This is a genomic window from Peloplasma aerotolerans, assembly GCF_030012175.1.
Lineage (GTDB): Bacteria > Bacillota_I > Bacilli_A > Acholeplasmatales > Acholeplasmataceae > Peloplasma > Peloplasma aerotolerans.
This window is the reverse complement of sequence record NZ_JASCXW010000010.1, coordinates 16,732-40,812: the sequence shown is the minus strand read 5'-3', so window position 1 is coordinate 40,812 and position 24,081 is coordinate 16,732. Positions and strand designations below refer to the sequence as shown.

Below are 24,081 nucleotides of genomic sequence, written 5' to 3'. Positions count from 1 at the left end.
CTAAAAAAATAACCCTCTAAAAAATAGAGGACTATATATTATTTATATTTTGATTTTCTTTTGTTTCCAGAAAAAGTCTTTGTTTCTCCGGTTCTATCGTTATCTGATTGATTTTTGTCTCTTTTTTGTTGACCATATTTGTTATAACGACTTCTTTTGCTTGGACTATCAGAAAATGATTGTGCAAAAGCATTTTTCTTTTGACTATTTCTTTTTTCATTAGCTTTAGCATTTGGATCTTCATCTAGCATTCTAGGTTTCGATAAACCTTTTTTCTTGCCAGGTTGTGTGCTTTTTCTAGTTTGTGGCTTTGTTTTACTCGGTTTTGTTAAGATAAGTCCTGTAAAATTGGTTGTATATTGATGATGTTGAATTAGAGGAATACTCATTTTGTTATGTTTTTCGATTGCCTTTAGCAAATGTCCTTCTTCAGCACTACAAAATGTGAATGCTTCTCCTGATAAACCAGCACGTCCTGTTCTACCCATTCTATGGATATACGTTTCAGGAGATTCTGGTAGATCATAATTGATAACATGTGATAACTCGTCAATATCAATACCTCTAGCTGCGATATCTGTTGCTACTAAAACTCTAATTTTACCTTTTTTAAAGTCTTGCAAAGCTTGTTGTCTTTTGTTTTGAGATTTATTGCCATGTATAGCATCTGCTTTAACACCATAAGCTATTAACTCTTTAACCAATTTATTAGCTCCATGTTTTGTTCTTGTAAAAATTAGGACAGAAACAACTTTTGGATCAACTAATAAATCTAATAGTAAATTAGTTTTATCTTTTTTAGCAACATGGTATAAAGATTGCTTAATCATCTCTAGCATCGTTTCTGGAGGTGTTATTTCAATTCTTACTGGATCTTTTAATAATGAGTTTGCTAACTTTGTTATTTCTTTAGGCACAGTAGCCGAAAACAACATCGTTTGTCTATCCTTAGGAATTTTATCAACGATTCTATTAACATCGATAATAAATCCCATATCAAGCATACGATCTGCTTCATCTAAAACAAAGTATCTAATATGTCTGATATCAACAATACCTTGATTCATTAAATCTAGTAGACGACCAGGTGTTGCAATTAACACATCAAGACCTTTTTTAATGGACACAACTTGGCTTTTTTGGTTTACACCACCATAGACAACATCGGAGCGAATACCTAATGCTTTTCCATATGCTCTAAAACTATCCTTAATTTGTTCAGCTAGTTCTCTTGTTGGTGCTAAAACCAAAGCTTTGATTTGTTTGGGTCCTTGGCTATATTTCTTGTCCTCGTAAATGCCTTGTAAAATTGGTACTGCGAAAGCTGCAGTCTTTCCTGTACCCGTTTGAGCACTTCCTAAAACATCTCTTCCCTCTAGTAATACTGGAATAGATTGTTCTTGTATTGGTGTAGGGATTGTATACCCTTCATTTTTGATCGCATCCAATATTGGTGCGATAATATTGAGATCTTCAAATTTCATATTTTTTCTCCTTTGATTTGTTTTCTCGTTTAATCACTGTATGATGAATTTTTAGCATAATAAAAAACGCTGTAGGTGAAAGCCACACAACGCTTTAAATTATTAATAGTATTGATTTTGATTTTTTCAAAACATATATTATTATAAATTCGTCATATCTATATCAGATAGGCAGTTGCATTAAACTTGTCTTCTTACTCACAAATCCATCAAGAAGTACACTTCATAGTAACATAAACATCTTAGATTAGCAATTGAAAACGTTATCTCACATATTTGATTGCAGTGTAAATACTGTTTTTATAAACATAATATTTGGTATAAAGAAACTCTGTTAATAAGTTTGATATCATCGTTATAAACAATACAAAATATTCATTCCATCCAATTTCGGTCAATGCATGTCCCCACCATGTTGATAGTGGTGTAAAGATTGAATAAAACAATGTAACTTTTAGCATCGCAATTGGTATATTATTCGCTGATTTAAAGGTGAATTTTCTGTTTAGTGTAAAATTCCATAAAACAGATAGTGTTAGTGCTATCAAGTATGCTGGCCAATAAGGAAAATGAGTTAATTCAAATAATAGGGTAAATGTAATAACTTGAATTATGCCAGCTGATATTGAAAAACCTACAAATTTAACCAGTTGGATGAGATTTTGATTGTTTCCCTTAGTAAATATAGATTTTTCCATTTTCACTCCCACAAGAAATTTAATGTTGATTTGAACTGATTATACACCTATTGCAGTTATATGTCTTATAAGTGATACAAATAATATACTTGAATGTGTTTCCTTATCCATGTATAATGATTGCGTATCAAGAAATGTGGTGTCTCTATGAATCTTATTAAAAAATTACAAATCTATTATAGATTACATCCGGTTACAAGTTTGATTTTATTGATCAATCTCATGATGGTTATTGTATTACTTCTAACGAATGGATTTACAGTTCAAAACTTAATTCACTATGGAGCACTTGTGCCATCACTAGTTATACAAGAAGGTGAGTATTATAGAATATTAACAGCTATGATTTTACACGGTAGCATCTTACACTTTTTGATGAACTCATTTGTTTTATATTACCTTGGTGGCCATATGGAACGACTCATAGGACCCATTAAGTATTTTATTGTTTATTTATTATCAGGAATTGTATCTAGTTTATTTGTTGTTTTCTTTGGTCCAAATGCAGCAACAATTGGTGCAAGCGGAGCAATCTTTGGTGTAATGGGTGGTCTATTGACGCTGACCTTCATTAGGAAACAATGGTTGAATCCTCAAGCAATTCGATCCATTCGTCAACTGATGCTTATCAATTTAGTTATTACATTTGTAATTCCTGGCATTAGTAGAGCAGGTCATATAGGAGGACTTGTTGTTGGGCTCATATTATTCTTCTTTATAACACCTGAATACCCATATTATTATGTACAGCAAGTTAAAATGATGAATGAAAATAAAAATAGTGATGAAAACTTTATGTAATCATAAGTTCATCACTTTTTTTATGTTCTACTCTTATTTATTTTATATAACTTCTTCGGGATCCATTTTACCAAAATAGAATAATCCTAAAATGAACCAAAATGTCATAACAATCAAACTAATAATCAAAACTGTAACTATTCCAAAATTGAATATTAAAGGAACACTAATCGCTGTCATAATTCCCCCACCTACAATTGGTTCGAACAAAAGTTGTTTATACCCAAAAGCAGCAAGAGCATTTGATTTGTTATCTGTATCCACAATTCTAATTAACATTAAACCTATTGCTGTCATTCCCATAGATTGACCAAAATCACCAATTCCTCTTTCAAACCAATATTTTGGAATCATTCGTCTTGCGACAAATACAAACATGAGTATATTCCAAGTGATACCAACAAATGCCAATGTCAAGAATACTATTAAGTTTTCACCAATAACAGAAAGCGAGAGACTAGCTATTGCACTTACAATCAGTAAATCTAGTGAAAGTCCTTGAAGTCTAACAATCATCTGTCTACTGATCATATGATGCTTGTCAAATTTTGTTAGCAAAAGTTGCACAATAACTCCACCTAACATGGCTAGAGGAAACAAAGGTATATATCTCATAATGAGAAACCCTTCTGCTCTTCCCCATGTCATATTTTCAAGTAATATCAATCCTTCAAGCATTAATTTCCCAAATACAACTGCTAAAGCAACAATACCTAAATGAAGTGCTAAAGGTTCAATGGATTCAGGTGACACTGTCAAAGATGATGTTGGTTTTCTATCTTCTATAGGAATAATACCAGTAATTTCTCCTTGATCCATGCCATCTTTTGATTTTAAGTGAACTGTATGAGATTTCCTGACCGCCCAATTGATGAGAATAACTCCGGAAATCACTCCAAAGACAACACCAACTGTTGCTAATCCCATTGCTAAATCACGACCTTCTGGAAAACCTAACTCATCAAAGGTATCAGCGAGTCCAGCAGCGGTACCATGGCCTCCTTCAAATGCAATTTCTATTAACGCCCCAACCATGGGATTCGCACCTAAAACAGGGACTAAGAAAAGCATTGTTACTAGCGCACCAACAACATATTGCCCCCAAGCTACTGTTTGACCAAAAGAAACTTGTGGACCTGCAGTCAACCAAATGTTTTTTATACTTGGAATCTTTTTTCCTATAAAAAGACTTGCAAATATTATGGTGATTAACAAGCCTGGAAGAGAGCCAAATACAATGAGGATATCCTCATTAAATAGACCATATGAAAACTGCTCGCCTAAAGGTATTTTGCCTAATACCTCCGGTCCTAATAATAACAATAAAAACCCAGCAATAACCGAACTAGGTAAAAAGAATGTTGAAAATATTTTAAAGTTTACTCGAATGAGTTTTGCTATTAAAAGGCTAACTGCTAAAATAATGATGCTTGCACCGATCATATTTGCGCTCATCAACTCACCCCTCTTAAGTATGATTATAACATAAAGGACAAGCGGATATAACCGTTTGTCCTTAAAGTTTAGTTATACAAATTTGATTTTAGTCTTGGATAAAGTGATGTTTGAAATAACCAATTGTCAGTACTCCATCCTAAATTTGCTGTAACAAATGATTCTGATTGAAGATTTGTGGCAGTTGTTGAAATACCTGTAGTGTTTATCGTACCACCAGTAATAGATTGAGTGTTCAATCGATAACTAGTTGTTGAACTACCTTGACCTATCAAACCACCAGCGTAACTTATTTGGGTGTTGGTTGAAGTTGCTACTGACGTTATATTCCCAATCGCAAAACTATGGGAAACAGATGCTGTGTTTATGTTTTCTCCAACTAATCCACCTGCATAACTATAAGCGTTTGATGTTGAATTACCATTACTTCGAATACCGGTTGCACTTGCGTTAATGGATCCAGTTGCATAGCTTATGGTAATACTTCCTGTAGAAGCGTTTCGTCCGACTAAACCACCAGCATATGTATTTGCAGTTACAATACTTCTTGGACTTGCTGCAGAAGCTGTAGAATCAGCAATAATAGACATACTAGAATGTGTGTGATGAATTGTTCCTGAATTCAGACCTGCAATACCACCAACAAATAGTTGTTGAGTCATTGTTTCATTATTTACAGTCGTTGATTTGATTGAATCAACATCTATACTTCCAGTTGAATAAACAAAGCTAATTGTTCCCATATTGTTTCCAACAACACCACCAACAGTTAAATCATTTGTCGTACTTGAAGATATATTGATATTTTGAAAACCTACTTGTGTAATTAAGCCACTATTTTGTGCAAAGATACCTATAACGCTAGCAGTACTAGAGACTGTTAAATTAGAGATGACAAACCCGTCACCATGAAATTGACCACTAAAATTTGCTATAGGTGTAAAGCTATTATTCAAGTAGTTTATATTTTCCACAAGCTTATAATTTCCTGATGCTGGATACTCTGGAGTTCCTATTTGATCAAGGGTTATAAAGTTGCCATTACCATTTTGACTAACCCCAACGAATCCAGGAGGTAGGAATTGCCATGAACCAATGGATACATTAGCATTTGCTTGATTAATATCTCCTTGAATAGAGGATGCCCAAAAAGCATACGTGATACCGAAATTAAACAATAAAAGAACTGTTCCTAAGAAAGCAATAATTGATTTTTTATTCAACTTACATTTCATTTCAGCACCTCCTTTTTGGCAATAAAAAAAGTCAAAAAAATTACTTAAGTAACTTTCATGACAACTGGCAACCCTTCAAGGCCCTATAGTTTTGCGTCGCTAGATTTCTCTAGGTTTGCCTTTTACATTGATTTAATTCAAAATGATTATAGCATGAATCACTTTAGAAACAAAGTAATAAACAATAAGAAAATAATTAACTATATTTTGCTCATTGAGTAAAAGATAATTTCTGAATCCTCGACAACATTTTCATAAGCTTTTATGCTAGAAAATCCAAAAGGTAGGAAGTATTGGTTAACATCTTTTATGCTCATATACTGATTATAAAAGCGATATACTTTTGGATCTCCCTCATCAGTTAAAACAATATGTTGATCAAGAATAACTTTATTTTCTTGATAGTAAAAACTTTGATTTAAACATAAATATGGGGCATGATTCCAGAACCCAGATTGTTCATATTCAAAGTCTTGCATAAAAGATTTAGATTTAATCATGGATTCGTTATATGCATCAAAAACAAATATCCCTCCAGGTTTTAATGCGTTATAAATATGGGTTACCAATATCTTTCTTTCAGCAAATGAAAGCACACCAAAGTCACAGAAAATCATGTAGATTAAATCATACTTTTCTTTAAATTCATAACTTAGGTAATTATTGTTATGATAAGTTATATTCAGATTGCTTTTAGTTGCTTGTTCTATAGCATAATCAATCGAAGATTTTGAAAAATCAACACCTGTCACTCGATATCCTTTTTTAGCTAACCCTTGTGTGTATAATCCTGGGCCACAACCTAAGTCTATGATATTCGCATCATCTGTTTCCAGCAAACCTGATAACCAATCAACTGTTTTATCAATCTTTTTATATGTTCTACTTGCTGCATCAACATCTTGATTGAGATGTGCGCTTAGTAAATGTTTACTGATATAAGGATCTGTCCACATCTCAGCATTTCCCTTTGAGTATATCATTGGTTTTTTTAAATATTTTTCTAGATTTTTTATGTTCATTTTTTTGTTTATTGATTTAGTCATCAATTAAATGCTAAATGCAATTTCCTTTCTTTTTTTTGCGTGTATTATGATTTCATTTTTAATCTTTTATGCCTATTTTGATAATTCATAACAGTTGGTATATCAGTTCATATAGCGATTTCGAGTAATTATCTTCTTTATATTCAAAAATGAAGTAATTATAATAAAAACAATAAATTTAATAAAGCAATTTGTACAAATACGGATCTAGAAACATTCATATTAACTTATAAAAAATGATTAATAATGGGACTCATATATTTATTTTAACATATTGCATAAATAAAGAAAAAGGCAAGCTGCCTTTTTCAGTGTATAACTTATTTTATTGTGTTTAATCTTTAATACTAATCTTACCTGAAACAGAAGATTTTCTAATAACTTTAATATCAGTTACTTCTTTGTTAGAAATCTTGATATCTCCGCTTACAGATTTTAGCATGACTGCCTTTGGATAAAATTCTCTACCTTTTAGGTCTCCACTGACTGAGCTATAATCACATGTCTCGCATGTCGTATCCTCAGCATCAACATCCCCACTCACTGTGTTGAGTTTAATGTCACCTGTAAACTTCACTTGATGAAGTGCTAAATCTCCACTGACTTGTGATGAGTTTAAAATATCTATTACAGCGTTTTTAACTTGAATATCTCCGCTAACTGTATTCCATTTTGTCTGTCCAAATTTTGCACCTTCAACTTCGATATCTCCACTTGTAGAACTTAACTCAAATGATTTCACATTGAGGTCTTTAACCTTAACATCAGAGCTTACTGATTTATGTCTTAATTGGATGAAGTCTAATGTCTTAGGAACTTCAACAATTAGACTTGCATCTGATGAAGATGTTCTCATAAAGAAGAACCCTACTTGTTTTGGAGCTTCAATGATTAGTTCACTGTTTTCATACTTAATCTCATAATCATCTAGATTTTTTGTGCCCTTATATAACACGTTGATTTTTTCATTACTTGAAGGTTGATAGACAACATCTTCTGAAACAAGTTTGACAAAAACACTGATTGACTCTCCAGAAGGATCAAAAGATTTATATACTTCATAATCTTTAACTTCTGTCTTTATTGTCTCTTCTGTATTTTCAGTTCCAACCAAATCATCTGCCAATTTTTTAGGATCACCAAATTGTGTTTTTAAAGCTTCTTCATCGATACCTTTAGCAAGTGCTGATTCAATCATTTCTTCATGATCTCTTAGGATCTCATCAATTTCATCACTACTCATGTTTCTTTTCATTAATTCTTGCTTTAAATCTTCTAAATATTTCTTCATTTTTTTTACCTCCTTGGTTTATGATGTGGTATACACCACCAATAAATTCGTCCCATTCTTCTCTTAATGTTAAATAATAAATAAATCCTTTTTCTGTCATCGAGTAATATTTCCTCGGTGCACCTTCATTTGATTCTTGTAAATATGTTTTAAAGTAATCTTCACTTGTAAGTCTTCTTAATATTGGGTAAATCGTGTTTTCGCTAACATCGATGTGTTGTGATAACTTACTAATAATTTCATACCCGTAATTGTCTTCTTCTACTAAGATAGATAAGACACATAATTCAATGATACCTCTCTTAAACTGTGCATTCATACAATACCTCCTACACACTGATTATAACACAGTACTATTTGTAACACAATACCAAAAATACACTTTTTTAATTATTGTTGATTATAAAAAAAACATTCCTAATGGAATGCCCAATTAGGAATGTTCTTATTAAAATTTATAAATAGTATTATTCTACGTCAAATACACTTGGATTTTCAATAAACATAAAATCATCTATGTAAACAACTGTAGGTGATGCTGGAACTGTAGCATAATTAAATGCGACACCAAAATTTGTAATTTGAGTAGCTGTTTTGCTCCAGTTTGATAAAGCAATGTATACATATCCTCCATCAACAGGAACTCCAGATACATCTATTGTTTTTGAGTCTTGGCTACCTGACCAATATAACCAAACATAAATCGACGTTACAATACCATCGCCTTTAAACCAAAATGCAAAATACTCATAATCATCAGTTAAACCGGTATTGTCAAAACCATTTTCAGTTCTGAATATATCCCAACCAGTTACCCCATGATCCCCTGCTGTAAACTTAACACCTTTTGATCCTTCTGAACCGAAATCACCTAGAAGTATATGTTCATCATCATGGTTTGCACCTGCACTTGGTACACGATGAGTATAGATTGCATTCATCGCTGTTTGATCTGCATAACCTTCAAAATCATCAATAACAAACACTAGTGCTTCTGGTTCTGATATAGGTTCAAGTAGTTCAAACGCACCAGGCCCTGTAATAAACATGATTTGATCTATATAAACAGTTCCTGTAGTCGAAGGGTTATCATATCCAAATGCATATTGTGTGATATCAGTTGCCGTTTTTCCCCATTCTGAAAGTGCAATATAAACATATCCACCTTCTGCAGGAACATCTGATACATTAACTAGTTTCGAGTTTTGACTTCCACTCCAATATAGCCATACATATATATTGGTAACAACTCCATCGCCTTTAAACCAAAATGCGAAGTACAAATGGTCATTTGTTAAGCCCGTATTATCAATGTTGCTCTTTGTTCTTAATAAGTCCCATCCGGTAACAGAATGAGCTCCATATGTAAATGCAACACCTTGTGTTCCATAAGCTCCAGAAGTTGGACTTAATAAAACATGCTCATCATTATGGTTTGCACCAGCATTAGGTACTCTATGTGTGTAGACCAATTCTAAAGCTGCTTGATCTGCATATCCTTCAAAATCATCTAGCATATAATAAGATTCAATAGGAACAACATCCGTTTTTTCTGGAACTAACAAGAATTGAGTGAATGTCATCACGTTTGCATCTGATGCATTTGTTAAAAAGCCTTCCCAACCAAATTGTAACTGAATGTTATAGGTATCCGTTGAAGGAGCTACAAATGTAACTTCTAATAGATTGAAATCAGTTCCCAAACTTACAACAAGTCTTCCATCAAACTCTGGAACTGCAACCCCTGAACCATCAACGAAACGTATGAGCATATCACGAGCTGTTTCTGCTTTCCCTTCTAGAATCAGTTTGTAATGTAATCCTTCTGTCAATGATTGATAGTATGTAATCTTAGAATATGATGCATACCATCCTTGAACACCATTATAAGTAACGGTTAATGATCCATCAACGTTATATTCTCCAACTGATTCAATATTACCACCATCATTGCCAACTGCATTTTCGAGAGCTAGTAGATCTGCTGCATTGTCCATATCATACTCGATAACTTTTTCTGGTACTAATTTAAACTGTGTAAATGTCATTACATTAGCATCGCTTGCATTGTTTAAATTGCCTTCCCATCCAAATTGCAGTTGAACATTATATGGTCCTGTTTGGTCTAGTGAGAAAATCAACTCATAAATTGCTGAAGTTTCACCAATTGGTACTACTAAACGACCCGTGAATGCTTGAACAGCAGTCCCATTTTCACCAACAAATCGAACCAATACATCTCTTGCTGATTCTGCTTCTGCTTCAATAACTAGTTTGTACATACGATCTTCAAGTAAAGTAACACCTGAGTAGGTAATCTTAGAGTATGAACCATACCAGCCTTTAACACCATTATATGTAACTGTCAATGATCCGTCTGGATTGTATACACCGACAGACTCAATCGTTCCACCGTCATTTTGAACTGGTATTTGAAGTGCTAATAAGTCAGTTTCAAGTGTTTCATCAAACTCAATTTGTAATACTGTAATGGTTATCACTAATTCTGTTTCATTCCCTAATGCATCAGCAACTAGGTATGTAACCTCAAACTCACCAACTGCGTTAGCAACAAACGACTCATCAACAAATAATTCATAACCAGCTACATTTGATAATTCTAGAACAATTGCTCCATCAACATTATCAGTAACAGTTACACCATCTAGAGGATTAAACATCTCACCAATAGTAATAGTTTTATCTGCTGCTCCACTTATGACTGGTCCTTCCTTATCAACAACCGTAAATTCAATTGTTTCAGTTGCTATATTTCCAGAAGAATCTTGAACTGTGTAAACAACTTGATAAGTACCAGCAATATTGATATTAAATCCATCATTTTCAATCATTGCTGAAGTAATTATGATTTCACCATCGATATCATCAACTGCAGTTATATAAGCCTTTAAGTCAACTGTTATATCAGCAAACTGATCAAAAGTAGTTTCTAGTGCATCATTAATAGTTAAGACCGGTGGTGTAACATCTGCTTCAGCTAATACATTGATTTGAATTGTATAGCTAACCGTATTACCACCTGAATCTGTTACTGTAAACACAACATCATATGTTCCTACAGCATCCATATCGACATCTGAATCATCGACCATTGCTGCAGTAACTGGAATACTTCCATCTTCTGTGTCAAAAATTGTTACATATTCAGTCCAATCTGGTGCAGTATCTCCAACAGCAAAAGTCAATTGTTTATCTGCAACAGGACTGATTACAGGATCATCATCTTCCATCGTCAATAAATAGAATTGTGCATTATCTATAGAAATCTTATTATTTGATTCTTCTGATCCCCAAGTTATCGTTCCAAGTTTGATTTCAAACTTAACAACATTTGATCCCGCTGCTGACAATGCTTGATCAATATAGAAAACATAATAAATCGTTGTCCATTCTGTTGTTATTTGGTATTGTAAGTTTTTCACTGCGCCATCTTGGAAATCTTCAATCCAAGGATCTGACCATAACTCTAACCCTGAACGAATTCTCATTTGACGAGCTTTTTCAGCTTTAACATCAAATTGGAACATGTAGTAATTTTCTGGTAATAATTGATTTGTTGTTACATTTCTCAAATATGGACTGGTTGCAGAATCCCATCCACCTGGACTAACAACATCAACAATAAGTGAACCATTTGAAGTGTACATAGTAACTTGTTCACCACCGCCAGATAATCCCCATTGCGTGCTATCTAATTCATCATCAAATGTTGGGTCTTTAATTACATTTGTATCAAAAGGAATATTTAGGTGAACTGTTCTTTCGACAACTGTTTCGTTGCCTGCATTATCTCTTGCAACTATTGGAATCTCAACAGTTCCAGGTACTGTAATATCAATACCATCAAGATCTAGTGTCAATTTAGAAGTTATATTGCCATCAATATTATCAATAGCAGTTACTCCTCTTAATACAAGTGATCTTAATGCACTCATATTGTCAATTGGAGCAAATACATCTGTTTGAGGAACATTTAAAACAGGTGCTTCATCATCTGATGGAATACCAAAGAATAACTCGATTGATTGAATATCAACAACACCAGTAGCACTTCCTAAATCTAACTCAAACGTTGCAAGATCTAACGGTTCAGTCATTCTAAAGTATTGTACATATTCTGCCATAGTTGTTGTTAATGATATTGGATCTGCAGTAGTTGATGCTTGTTCAATAGATGCATGAATATCACGATTAGCATTAGCTTTTGCGGTTAATACTAGTTTAACTAAAGTAAAGTTAGCAACATCAAGATTAATGACACCACCTGATAAATCAGACTGTGATAATGTTGCTGCAGATGTTATATCTAGACTAAGAATTCCATCTGTTACTGAACTTGTTGCACCTACAATATCCCACTCACTATCGTCAACAGTAAACTCACCATTCATAAGTGCATTATCATCAGAAAATGCGAAGTAACCAAGACTTACCGTTACTTTACGAACTCTAGATGCTTGATTCCCAGCAGCATCAGATACTGTATATGTGATGTTATATTCACCTGGTGTCCAGACATCGACAACTCCAGTATACTCAACTTCATCAGTTAATGTACCATCAACTGTATCTTCAGCTGTCACACCGTTCATAACATTGAATGACATGTCTCCAACGAAAATAGTAATGTCTCCAGCACCAGAAATCAGTGGTTCTTCAGTATCAACCAAAACAACTGTAACAGTTATTGTGACTGACGTTGTATTTCCATCTGAATCAGTAACTGTGTAAGTTGCTTGATAAACACCAACAACATTTGGATTCACATTACCCGAATAAACGATATCTCCTGTTAAATCTCCATCTTCAACGTCGGATGCTGTGATTCCTTGAAGAGGAACAAATGTTGAACCTCTTTCAATCGTTTTATCAACAGCACCAGAGATAACAGGCACATTATCTGTAGGTGTAGGATCTGATGGTGTAGGATCTTCTGGTTTACACGCTACAACAACAAGTAACAAAGCAAAGATGATTAATAACAACTTAAATTTTTGTTTCATTTTTTTCTCCCTTTCGTAATTCTTTTTTATTTTCATTTCTTAATTTCCTGCAATACCTGAGCGATCAACACCTTCAATAAACCATTTCTGGGCAATAAAGTATACAATTAATAAAGGTAAAATCGAAAGTATTGTCCCTGCAAATTGAACACCTTGATTGAATGTCTCACTTGCACCTTCTAAACCTATGGTTCCCGAAGGATACAAATTCTCATAAAGTGTTCTAAACCCTATAACTGCCATTGGTAATGTACTATATTTGTTTGGAAAATATAGCAGTGCTAGGCTTGTTTCATTCCAATACCATACAAAAGCATACAATGATGTAATAAGAAAAGCTGGTAATGCAAGTGGTATTGCAATTTGTATAAATACTTTAACTGCACTAGCTCCGTCAACCTCTGCTGCTTCTTTCAACTCTTTTGGAATCATTTTGAAGAATTGGTAGAAGATAAGAATGAATATGGTTTGTCTAAATCCAAATCCAGTCATCGCAGGATATATAAATGCTTTGAGCGAGTCAAGTATTTGAAGTTCACGATAAATGACATAAGTTGGAATTGCCATTAAAATTGTTGGTATCAAGAAAATCATTAACAATATAGACATCATCAATTTTTTTAATGGGAAATCGTAAGAAGCAAACCCATATCCAATCATCGCAGAACTTATTACAATAAATATTGTAGGTAATATAGATACAACTATTGAATCTATTAAGGCTTTTGAAGCATTGAGTGCTTCAATGGCTCGAATATAGTTTCTAAAAGTGAAGTTTTTCGGTATCCATATTGTCGTTGGATCTACCAAATCAATTAACGGCATAAAGCTAGTGACAAGCATTTGCATTAATGGATAGAGAAAGATAAATCCAATACCTATAAAGAGAATATATAAAATAATTTTGTTTAGCAAACCATCATTTCCATACATTCCAAAGAGGCGTTTTTTCCATTTAATTTGATTCAATGTTAATCACCTCCTATTCATATCGTCGATTCGACAGTTTAATCATCAATGTGTATATACCAATGATTAAAAGTTGAATCACGAATAAAACCCAAGATAGTGCTGATGAATATGCTCTACCAAATCTAACATCAACTAAGGTTTGATTGATTAATCCAATCAAGGCATTGTTGGAAAGATTAGCATAAATGACTGTCGTATAAATGATATTAATAATCATCAAGCTGTGAAGTCCAGGTAATGTTATTTTCCAGAAACTATCCCAAACAGATGCCCCATCTATGGCTGCTGCTTCATAGATTGCTCGATCGTTTTTCTGCAAGCCTGCTAAGAAGATTAACATTTGAACACCACTGAGCCATAAAATTAAAACAATTCTTTCAAATACACCAGTTATAAGTATTGAAAATTGCCTTGGAAGATATGCATTAATGCCTTGAGCAATTGCTCCACTTTGAATCGCTGGTACAGATAGAAGGTTATACTGATTAAAATAAGACAGCATATTTCCACTTAACAAAATAACTGGTATGAAGAATATGACTCTAAAAATACCTTTACCTTTTAATGGTTGATTCAACATCAATGCCAGCAATAAAGCGAATATCATGACCAATGGAACGATTAATGCTATATCGAGAAAAACGTTAATGACTGTTCCAACATGCTCCGGTTGATTTTGAATCAAGGAGGTGAAATGTCTAATGGTCCATCCTCTTACAATAAAATCTACAGTTTGTGTTTCACTATTGATGACATAAAGTGCTGAATCAGCAAAACTCATTCTCAGTGAAGAAGCAAATGGACGAAGTCCAAAAAGATATAAGCCTAATAACCATGGTGAGATGAACAATATACCTGTTATTGCATTTCTTGTCGCATGTTTTAGTGATTGATACTTCTTTAGTAGCCAGTTTAATCCTAGATATTTAGCTAAAAACAACATAGATTTGTTTATAACTGGTTTAATTTTAACTTTATATACTAAACTTATTTTTTTATATATAGTCTTAAACCATACTTTTATATGACTCATGAACCCACCTCCGTATAAGTTGCACTCAGTGGTTCAATCGTAAGATCGTTGATTAAAACTATCTGGTCTGAATAATTAACATATATTGTGACACCATTACTATAAGTAATTTCTACAACTTTCTCATCGATGAATCGATGGTTTATTATATTTTCGCCAACAACATGATTTAATATAGAACCTACATAATGACTTGTGTCAATTATCTTATCTTTCCACAACTCATATTGTGTTGTATAAAGATATTCATAATTCGTATATCGTAGTTTATAACTTTCCTCATACGTAATCATGAAAGATGGACTTAAGCCATACTCAATCATCCGTAACTTCATCATTTCTAAATCATTGACATAGTTCAAATGTGACGTATAGAGTTCAACATGCCCACTCAAAACCATGCTCACAAAGGGAATTGAATCAGTCATGAAACTATACAAATTCGACTGATGAAACATATCATAATATCGACTTATATAATTAAATGTATAATCTGCAGGTTGATATAATCCAATTTGATAATCTGTTAATTTTTCTAATTCTGCCATAATCTCATCAATCATTTGCTCACGATATGTTGTTTTTCTGCCTAACTGATATGAGAACTGCAAGTGTCCAACAGACTCTATGGATAAATTTGTTATTAAATGACTTTGATATTTTTTCTCATTTGTTAGTAATCTGTTCGATAAACCTTCAATTGATCGATAATATCCTCGTTCAATTCTTGAACTATCAATTGGAGCATAAAACATATCCAATGTTGTTCTTCTTAGTACTGTTTGGAATGCTTTTTGTGATGGAGCAACCAATGGATCATGATATAACGATAATTCAACGTCCTCTTTACTATTCAAAACGCTCATTAAATGATTAAACTGTTTTTTTCCACCTAGTTGAGATGATGGATTGAACTTATTAGGTTTTGATCCAAAGAAACCACCTTGATTCCAGCTTCGATATGAGATTAATAAATCATTTTGTCCCAACATACCTAAATCCTCAACTATGTAAGCTAATTCTGAATAAGTTGTTAACTTCACATTTGACTTCCCAAGCAACGACGGTTTATCATCAATTCCTATAACTTCAAGATGTACAGATATAGATTGATTCTCTTCAATATAATCAAGATTTAAGTTTTCTCTATATCGATTTGCCATACCAGAATAACTGGCTTGCTCTTGACTTAAAAATGAATATAACATCTCAAAATCAAAGGGATATGGATCTTTATTGATGAGCGGAATTGTCGATGTATCACCACCTGATAAGCGAATAATTGATCGATCTCGAGTTCTATACACAAAGAATGTCGTATTAATATCAACATTATTATATCGATATGGATAACTATGGAGTTCAACAGCTCCATAACCACTTTTAACTTCAGCTATAAACGCTGATTGTTGATATCCGTGATTAATACCAAAAATTGGTAAGGTAATCGGTGCTTCAGTTTTTAAATGTGCTAATGTAGTTACAGCTGATTGAAACCCTAAATCTCTCCCATATATTCTTCTGATGTATGCTGAATTGTACGGTGTATCTGTATATCTAATCAATGCTCCAGATCCATCCGGAACAAATGCATAACCATTTATTTCATAATTTTGTGAACCAAAATAAGGGAATACATAAACAGAATGTAGTTTATATTCTCGAGGAAAACGCATAGCTGCAGTTTGATAAGGAACTTCGACAATGCTATCATGAGGTATTTTTACATTCAATTGGTCCGCTGAAATACTAACCTCTACGGCAAATGAAATACCGATTCTAACAATATCAAGGTTTGCCCTAATTCCATTAGAAATGTTTTCATAAGTGATGACAGTTCCGGAATCAGGATTACTAATTGACATTCTAGCTTCATTAAGCGTAGAAGCGTCGTAATAAGCTACAGTAACTCCTGATTCGATCAATTGATTGACACTATTCGTATAACCTTTATTTTTATATTCTGGATAATATCCATACCATACATAATTGGTTGAGTGATCAACAATTGCTATATTAAATATTTGCCGATTAAGGTACATTGAGATTTCTTCGGTACTTGAAATCAACTCAAAATTCCGATCAATTAAGTCTTGCTCATCGTAGTTTTCATAAACTTGCCTTGTATCTTCAACAACACCTAAGGATCTTGAATTGCCTTCGAAACTAGATGTATAGACTTCAAATGTACTTGTACGTTTTTGCCCTATTGAATATACTGTAACAAGTCCAATCATCATAGAGATAATTAGCATCACGATTAATACTTTAAATTTACGCATTGATAATTACCTCCTTAAATAAATCAGCAACAAACTCAACAACTTGCATCATCATCATATAGACCATAATGACAAGAATAATCATCACAACCATCATCAGTATAGTCATAATTAAATTGTAGATGGTTTCCTTAATTGTGTAATTATGTGTATCTTTAATGATAAAGAAAACAAGAACAGCTGACCAACCTATCATAATTGTCAAACCAAATTGGTAAATAAATTGCTCATTATAGGTTAAGACATTAGATAATATGATTAAAATAGGTAGTATCAAGTAGACTGGAATTAGAGCGCCACACGTGTTAATGAAAATCGCTTTAAATGTTCCTTCTCCTTCCATAAGAGAAGATATAAGATAATTTGCAAAAACAAATGTTATAAATGGTGCTAATATTTTCAATAACTCCTCAAGAAAGTCCGCTCTCTCTAGGATAATTGGGGTAAATAAAAATCCAGTAAATAGTAAATGTAGAATGTATAAAACGACTAAGCCAAGTGCATAGATTAGACCTGAATAAAACGAGACTCTTTTATGTGTTTTAACCTCATAAACTGCATCTGCTGGATTTTTAATAAAATGAGTCATAAAAGATATTTCTTGGACAAATCTATATTTGCCCATATGATTTATCAATTTTTTAGTCGGTTTAAACACAACATCATTTGTGTCAACCTTTTTAATAACAACTAATCCTAAATACAAAATAATGATGCCTACCATATAGAAGCCAGCATTACTCATCAACCAATCGTTTCTGACTTCCCAATAAGCTAGAGAGTATTCCTCTTGAGCATTTGCTATTTCAAACTTGTTTAGAGCTTCTTTATATTGACCTTGCATCAAATATGATAAGCCAATGCCTTCGTGGGCTAAGTCAAACAATGCATTATATCTAAGAACTTCTTCCCATAAGGATTGACTTTCTACATATTTTCCCTGATTGTATAACCCTAGTGCTTCATGGACAACATTTGCAAACGCTGTAGGCTTAAATATATGAATATTATTGCTTACTTCGTCAGCCACGATAATATAATTTTGACTATTAACCGCTATCGCAGATGCATTTTGAAATAGACCAATACGATCTTGCCCTTGGCTACTACCCGCAAAGACAAACATCAAGTTTCCTTCTCGGTCGTATTCGTATATGAAACCAGATCGAGTAATAGCATATACATTATCTACTTGACCGACAGCAATTGATGTGAAATCACTAGCAGTAAACATGTTGTCGGGGAAAAAGTTTAATCCACCATTGTTAACCTTTTTTAATGTATCTCCTCTTGAGCCAGTAATTGTAGTTTGAGTAACTGTAAAAACGTAACCAGAATCATCTAGAAAAACATTGGATGGTGCTGGTGGTATTTTTTTTGTGAGTTGTGCTCTTTCATTGTTTCCGTAAAGGACTTGAATAACTCGATCCAATAAAGTTCCTTGAACTCTATTAGGTGCAAAGAAACTTAAAAATCTGTTTTCAGAGTTAATCATTAATATACCATTATATGAGCCTTCTGATACTACATACATTGTTTCATTATAATCGACGGCAATTTTTTGTGGCCGATAAATGAATTGGTTAATCTCGAGAACAGGGCTTGCAGGTCTTTGGAAAGAATCTAAAAGATTGACCTGATTGAGTTCTCGATTAAAAAGATATATATGTATTCGTCCGCTTGTAACATCTTCTGGAGTACCATAATCGGCAATATATATTTTGTTGTTTCTAACGAAAATACCAGTTGGACGTACTAGCAAATCAGCACCAAAGTGAGTTAAATATAAGTGATTTTCGTCAAATATTACAACTCTTCTATTTCCTGAATCTAAAACATATAAATAATCGAGATGATCAACAAATATATCCCTTGGGTTAGAGAATGTTAACTGATTTTCAAATGAACGTATATCTTGTATTGGTTCGTATGCATCTTGTGTAACGACAAACTCACCATATCTATTTGGCGATTGTGTAATATAAGGTGCTTGAGCTAGTATTGAAAATTGCGGCAAAGCAAATAGCAACAAGATTATAATGAGTAGTGTTATTAATATCTTCTTCATTATTTCAACCCCGAATGTGCCATTGTGTTCATAACATTTTTCTGTAAGATAATAAACAAGATGATATTAGGGAGGAAGATAATCAAGGAGGCTGCCGCAGCCATTCCTTGAGCAGCTATTCCGCTCGTTCCTAATGTTAATGTACTAAAATAGTATGGCAATGTTTTTAATGCTTCATCAGAAATGAAGAGCTGTGAAGTTTCAACGTTATTCCAAGCACTTTGGAATGCTAAAATTGCAATCGTTGCAAGTGCAGGTTTAACGAGTGGTAAAACAATCATTCGATATATTTGGAATCGATTAGCACCATCAATTTTTGCTGCATCATGCAGTTCTCGTGGTATTTGATCCATAAACTGCTTTAGTAGGAATACCCCAACTGGCATCGCAATCAATGGAACAATATGTGCAGCAAATGAATTCGTAACACCTAAAACATTCATGACAATGTATCTTGGAACCGCAACTGCGATTGCCACAAACATAATTGCAACTTGGTTAGCAGCAAACAACCATTTTTTTCCCTTAAAGTCTAAGAAAGAGAATGCAAATGCTGCTAGTGATGAAAGTAATAAACTCAAGAAAATGACGATTGATGCTGACATTAAACTGTTAAACAAATAGCGTCCAAAAGGTATACCAGATTGCTGTGAAGCATTCATAAGTTGTCTAAAGTTATCAAATGTGACTCTTGAAGCGAAAAATCTTGGTGGATAAGCATATAGCTCATCTAGAGGTTTAAATGCATGCGAGATAATGAAAATAATTGGTAATACCATTAAAAGTAATATGGGGATTAAAATCATATAAAACTTTATTTGACTTCGGTGAAAATTTGTAGGATTAATCATTGCACCAAAGTAACTAGACTTTTTACGCTTTTTCAATCGCGTTCACCTCCAAAGAGTTTGTGTGCGACTCGACTGAAAAATAGTACAAGCAATAAAAGCATTACGGAAACTGCGCTTGCATAACCCATTTCAAATCTTGCGAATCCGTAATCATTCATATGATCAACAATTAACCAGCCAGCCATCTGAGGAGGCGGGAAGGACATCGTCAATGCTGTGGCTATACCTGCAGCATTAAAAGTTGATACGATTGCCATGACTGCACCAAACAACATTTGAGGTTTCATTGATGGTATCGTTATATAAAATATTTCTTGCCACCTATTTTTTAATCCATCAATATAAGCTGCTTCATATATTTCTCTATTTATATTTAGAATCCCAGACAACATTGCTAAAAATCCAATGCCCATGCTTGACCATAATCCAACAAAAAGCATGATGATCATAATTGCACTCGGGTCTTGTAACCATTGAACAGGCGTATTGATTACACCATAGTTTATGAGCATATTATTGAGATATCCTCTATTATCTCCTGAAAACAAGACACGCCAAACAACAGTCATTAGAACACCACTTGTCAACGCTGGTGAATAAATGATAATTGCACTAAATGTTCTTGCACGATGTGGTATTTGTGCTAAAATCCAAGCTAGCATAAATGATAAAGCATATCCACCAGGACCAATGATTAATGCGTAACGAATCGTTGTTGGTAAAGCAAATTGCATAAAATCAGTATCTTGGGTAAAAAGATTAATATAGTTTCTCATACCTACAAAAGATGGGAAATTGACAGTATCATAGTATGTAAATGATAATAGTATTGCAATAACGATTAATACAACAACAAAAAGAATGAAAAATGTAGCATAAGGAAGAATGAATAAGTATGAGGTATTGAACTTGTTCTTATGGGATCCAGTTTTGGATGTTGTCGTTTCTCGGAACGATGTATTCACGAACAGTCACACCTCCTTTATAATATCCAAATTCTTCGTATTTTCTCATTAACTCACGATTAATTCTTGGTATCGATTGATCGATAGCTACTCTTGGATTCATTTGATCGATTACGATTTTGTTCCAAATATTAGTTAGTTCTCTTTCAACGATATAGCTACCTGGTGTAACTGCAGGGATTCTTGACCACTGTGCTTGTAATAACGATTGTACTTTGACTTCGTCGTCCCAAATTGATTGTTCCAAAGCATCAAGATTTGCAGGTAAAAACAAATAGCGTTCACCTAAAACCATTTTTACTGTTTCTAGTAAGGTCAATTGTGTTTCTACTTTATTCCACCACTGAATGAGTTGAAAACCTTCGTCTTTCATATTAGATTTTTCGAATAGAATACTTGCTTTACCATAAGTAGGTGCCCATCTTGCAACTTCTCCTAAAGTATCATCATAGACTCCTGGGATTGGCAAAACACCCCATTGCCCTGCAAGTTCTGGTGCTGCATACTTGAGTTGAAGATATAGATCAACAGATGCCACACCAATTGGTAATGATCCCGATCTAAAATGCTCAAAAAAGTTAGGGACTTGTTGTGGTAAATTATAAATGTTAAATATGTCTGTCATAAAAGTAATTGCTTCAATATTCTTAGCTTCATTAAACGTCGTTGACATACCATTTTCTGTATATATATCACCGCCAAATTGATAGATAAATGGTGCTGTTAAGCCAAATCCCTTATATGCACCTTCGCCACCAAGTGGATGATAAAAATTCATTTGGTAACTTTGAAGGATTGGCAAAATACCTAAAACATCATCCCATGTATCGGGTGGTTCAATGCCTAAAAAGTTCAAGATATCTTTTCGGTAGAACATCAGAGAAACTCCTTGTGTCTCTGGAACTCCGTATACACCATCTTCAAAGATCATAGGTGTGAAATTGTTTGGGTGATAAGGTTGAACGAGTTCAGCAAATCCATCAAATTGCCTTAAATCAGCTAACATTCCTCGAAGTGCATACGCATAGGGTTCCCAACTATCTATGCTTAAAACAACATCAGGGTTCGTTCCTGTTGCATTATTTAAAATGATGCGTTGTGTATTAGGTAATACACTTAATCTAACAGGTATTCCAGTTTCTTTTGTAAACCCATCATCTATCATATTTTGCATAATATCTAGATATAAACTAGATTGTCCGATCCATACTTCTAATACGTCATCGTTAGGATTAGATGTAAGACGGTACCGTTGATCAAAAAATGAATATACAAATGATTGCACTGAGAATATAACTCTTTGCCATATATTAGGATGTGCTTTGTCTAATTCTATATCATTACCAAATAAATGTATTTGATCGATATGAAGGGGTTGCACATTCATTTGATTGATTGCGATACCAATTAATTGATAACTTGATCCACTTCCAACATTAAGTTCAGATATCTTATTAGGAATACGATTGGGATTTTGAGCTAAACGTCTTAATTGCTTGCTCGCAATTTGTAAAGTAGAAACGCCAGTTGCTCTTGAACTTGATGGTGTAATTTGATTTATCTCATCATAAATCATATCAAGTGTATCCGCATAAGATAACAAATCTTCTTTTATAGTTGGTAAGTATCTTAAAATGTCCCAGTCAATTAATACATCTGTTGAATTACCGGTAATTTGTGAAACTGCTAAACCTAAACTATTAATCTGATCCATAACATTGTGCAATGTGTCAATATAGTTTATGAGATGAGCTGTTGTTACTTCTAGCGAAATTGTATGCTCTCCCGATTCGAAATAAAACCAGAATTCACCATCGTCGCTACCAAGAGTATGATTTGTCCAATTTTTAACATATGGAAATAGATACGTATCTAGTTCTTGAAATGGCACTTCATCATTTATGCGTATGCGTCTTGCACTACTCATGCCAACCATATCTCTTTGTAAATACTTAAAGTTGATTCGATAAAGACCACTGGTTTCAATATTAAACTCGTAATCTACTGTCATTCCAGAACGTACCATAGATTGCCCATCTAAAATATTCAAGATGTTTATCTTATAAGATGTTGGAGACATGTTTGGCCCTTTAAAATAGCCTGCTTTGATTTCAATATCATTTTTCGAAGTAAAAGATTGCCCTTCTAATGTCAATATTGAACTCACATGTTCATGATGACTGACCATATCAAAATAATCTTGATAGCTCACCATTGGTTTTGCACCATGCAGTGTCATATCTCCAAAACTGAGATTCTGATTGACTGGTTCAATTGATATTTTGTTTATTCCTTCATTAAATTGAAACCAAAAGCTATCATTAAATCTTCCATTTGTATCAGATAGTGTTTGTCTATACCATCCTTTTACAGGTACTGTACGAGGAAGTAGTTCATTGCCAAATCTATTATATCTTTCATGTTCTTCTCTACTTTCCATCTCCCATTTGACATCTAAAGCAAAACCCGACATCTCATTAAAGGGTATATCATCGTTGATGTTTATATGAACCGTAGGTGAAGTAGAGAAGTTGTTATCAATATAGAAACTTAATTCAAGTTGATAAAGACCTGTGTGGGGGGCTTGAACATAATAAACAAGTTGATCGTATCTTTGAACTGAAACAATACCATCTTCAAACATTAGGTGATTATTGTATATTTCTTGATCGTTAATACTAAATGTGAGTGGTTCATCTTCATATTTGTTATATGTTTCTATCCAACGATTCAGTGTGCGATAGTATGTATTTTCTCTAAACTGTCCCAAGTCAAAAACCCAGTCTTGGTTATTTGCCATAACTGGTGGTGTTAACTTAAGTATGTATAATCCAATACACATGGTTAACAATATAAAGATAATACCTTTCTTCATT

16 protein-coding genes and 1 riboswitch are annotated in these 24,081 nt (G+C 33.5%); of the genes, 1 reads left to right on the top strand and 15 read right to left on the bottom strand.

Annotation, left to right across the window (positions count from 1 at the left end):
* Positions 1 to 38 precede the first annotated feature (38 nt).
* Together QJ521_RS04310 and QJ521_RS04305 are read right to left on the bottom strand one after the other, a co-directional pair.
* Entirely contained in the window at positions 39 to 1,484 is a 1,446-nt protein-coding gene (locus tag QJ521_RS04310; RefSeq protein ID WP_282839203.1) for a DEAD/DEAH box helicase, read from the bottom strand.
* Between the two features lie 263 nt (positions 1,485 to 1,747).
* Positions 1,748 to 2,182: a GtrA family protein gene (locus QJ521_RS04305; protein WP_282839202.1), complete on the bottom strand. Its 435-nt coding sequence runs from the start codon at positions 2,180 to 2,182 to the stop codon at positions 1,748 to 1,750.
* 147 nt (positions 2,183 to 2,329) lie between these two features.
* Here QJ521_RS04305 and QJ521_RS04300 point away from each other — a divergent pair, with 147 nt between their 5' ends.
* Positions 2,330 to 2,983 (top strand): rhomboid family intramembrane serine protease, encoded by a 654-nt coding sequence (locus tag QJ521_RS04300; protein ID WP_282839201.1) that lies wholly within the window; start codon positions 2,330 to 2,332, stop codon positions 2,981 to 2,983.
* Positions 2,984 to 3,025: 42 nt separating this feature from the next.
* On the opposite strand, the gene QJ521_RS04295 is transcribed toward QJ521_RS04300, so the two are convergent.
* The 13 genes from QJ521_RS04295 to QJ521_RS04235 form a co-directional block, all read right to left on the bottom strand.
* On the bottom strand, positions 3,026 to 4,438 hold the full coding sequence (locus QJ521_RS04295; RefSeq protein ID WP_282839200.1) for a sodium/glutamate symporter: 1,413 nt from the start codon (positions 4,436 to 4,438) through the stop codon (positions 3,026 to 3,028).
* 68 nt (positions 4,439 to 4,506) lie between these two features.
* On the bottom strand, positions 4,507 to 5,673 hold the full coding sequence (locus QJ521_RS04290; protein ID WP_282839199.1) for a GLUG motif-containing protein: 1,167 nt from the start codon (positions 5,671 to 5,673) through the stop codon (positions 4,507 to 4,509).
* A gap of 56 nt (positions 5,674 to 5,729) precedes the next feature.
* Positions 5,730 to 5,803, bottom strand: a riboswitch (cyclic di-GMP riboswitch).
* A 70-nt stretch (positions 5,804 to 5,873) separates the two neighbouring features.
* Positions 5,874 to 6,719, bottom strand: a complete 846-nt coding sequence (locus tag QJ521_RS04285; protein WP_282839198.1) for a class I SAM-dependent methyltransferase — start codon at positions 6,717 to 6,719, stop codon at positions 5,874 to 5,876.
* Positions 6,720 to 7,053: 334 nt separating this feature from the next.
* Entirely contained in the window at positions 7,054 to 8,010 is a 957-nt protein-coding gene (locus tag QJ521_RS04280) for a DUF4097 family beta strand repeat-containing protein (protein ID WP_282839197.1), read from the bottom strand.
* Positions 7,955 to 8,329: a PadR family transcriptional regulator gene (locus tag QJ521_RS04275; protein ID WP_282839196.1), complete on the bottom strand. Its 375-nt coding sequence runs from the start codon at positions 8,327 to 8,329 to the stop codon at positions 7,955 to 7,957. Before QJ521_RS04275 ends, QJ521_RS04280 begins: the two co-directional genes overlap by 56 nt.
* Before the next feature lie 148 nt (positions 8,330 to 8,477).
* The gene (locus QJ521_RS04270) at positions 8,478 to 13,034 is read right to left on the bottom strand and encodes a DUF5011 domain-containing protein (RefSeq protein WP_282839195.1); all 4,557 of its coding nucleotides are present in this window, start codon (positions 13,032 to 13,034) and stop codon (positions 8,478 to 8,480) included.
* A 39-nt stretch (positions 13,035 to 13,073) separates the two neighbouring features.
* The gene (locus tag QJ521_RS04265) at positions 13,074 to 14,003 is read right to left on the bottom strand and encodes a carbohydrate ABC transporter permease (RefSeq protein WP_282839194.1); all 930 of its coding nucleotides are present in this window, start codon (positions 14,001 to 14,003) and stop codon (positions 13,074 to 13,076) included.
* 13 nt (positions 14,004 to 14,016) lie between these two features.
* On the bottom strand, positions 14,017 to 15,039 hold the full coding sequence (locus QJ521_RS04260) for a carbohydrate ABC transporter permease (RefSeq protein WP_282839193.1): 1,023 nt from the start codon (positions 15,037 to 15,039) through the stop codon (positions 14,017 to 14,019).
* The gene (locus QJ521_RS04255; RefSeq protein ID WP_282839192.1) at positions 15,036 to 17,321 is read right to left on the bottom strand and encodes a DUF5696 domain-containing protein; all 2,286 of its coding nucleotides are present in this window, start codon (positions 17,319 to 17,321) and stop codon (positions 15,036 to 15,038) included. The genes QJ521_RS04260 and QJ521_RS04255 overlap by 4 nt, the downstream gene beginning before the upstream one ends.
* Positions 17,314 to 19,389, bottom strand: a complete 2,076-nt coding sequence (locus QJ521_RS04250; RefSeq protein ID WP_282839191.1) for a YIP1 family protein — start codon at positions 19,387 to 19,389, stop codon at positions 17,314 to 17,316. The genes QJ521_RS04255 and QJ521_RS04250 overlap by 8 nt, the downstream gene beginning before the upstream one ends.
* Complete coding sequence (locus QJ521_RS04245) at positions 19,389 to 20,240, bottom strand: carbohydrate ABC transporter permease (protein ID WP_347568078.1); 852 nt, start codon at positions 20,238 to 20,240, stop codon at positions 19,389 to 19,391. Before QJ521_RS04245 ends, QJ521_RS04250 begins: the two co-directional genes overlap by 1 nt.
* A gap of 32 nt (positions 20,241 to 20,272) precedes the next feature.
* Positions 20,273 to 21,205: a carbohydrate ABC transporter permease gene (locus QJ521_RS04240; RefSeq protein ID WP_282839189.1), complete on the bottom strand. Its 933-nt coding sequence runs from the start codon at positions 21,203 to 21,205 to the stop codon at positions 20,273 to 20,275.
* Positions 21,156 to 24,080: an extracellular solute-binding protein gene (locus QJ521_RS04235; RefSeq protein ID WP_282839188.1), complete on the bottom strand. Its 2,925-nt coding sequence runs from the start codon at positions 24,078 to 24,080 to the stop codon at positions 21,156 to 21,158. The genes QJ521_RS04240 and QJ521_RS04235 overlap by 50 nt, the downstream gene beginning before the upstream one ends.
* Between the last annotated feature and the right edge of the window lies 1 nt (position 24,081).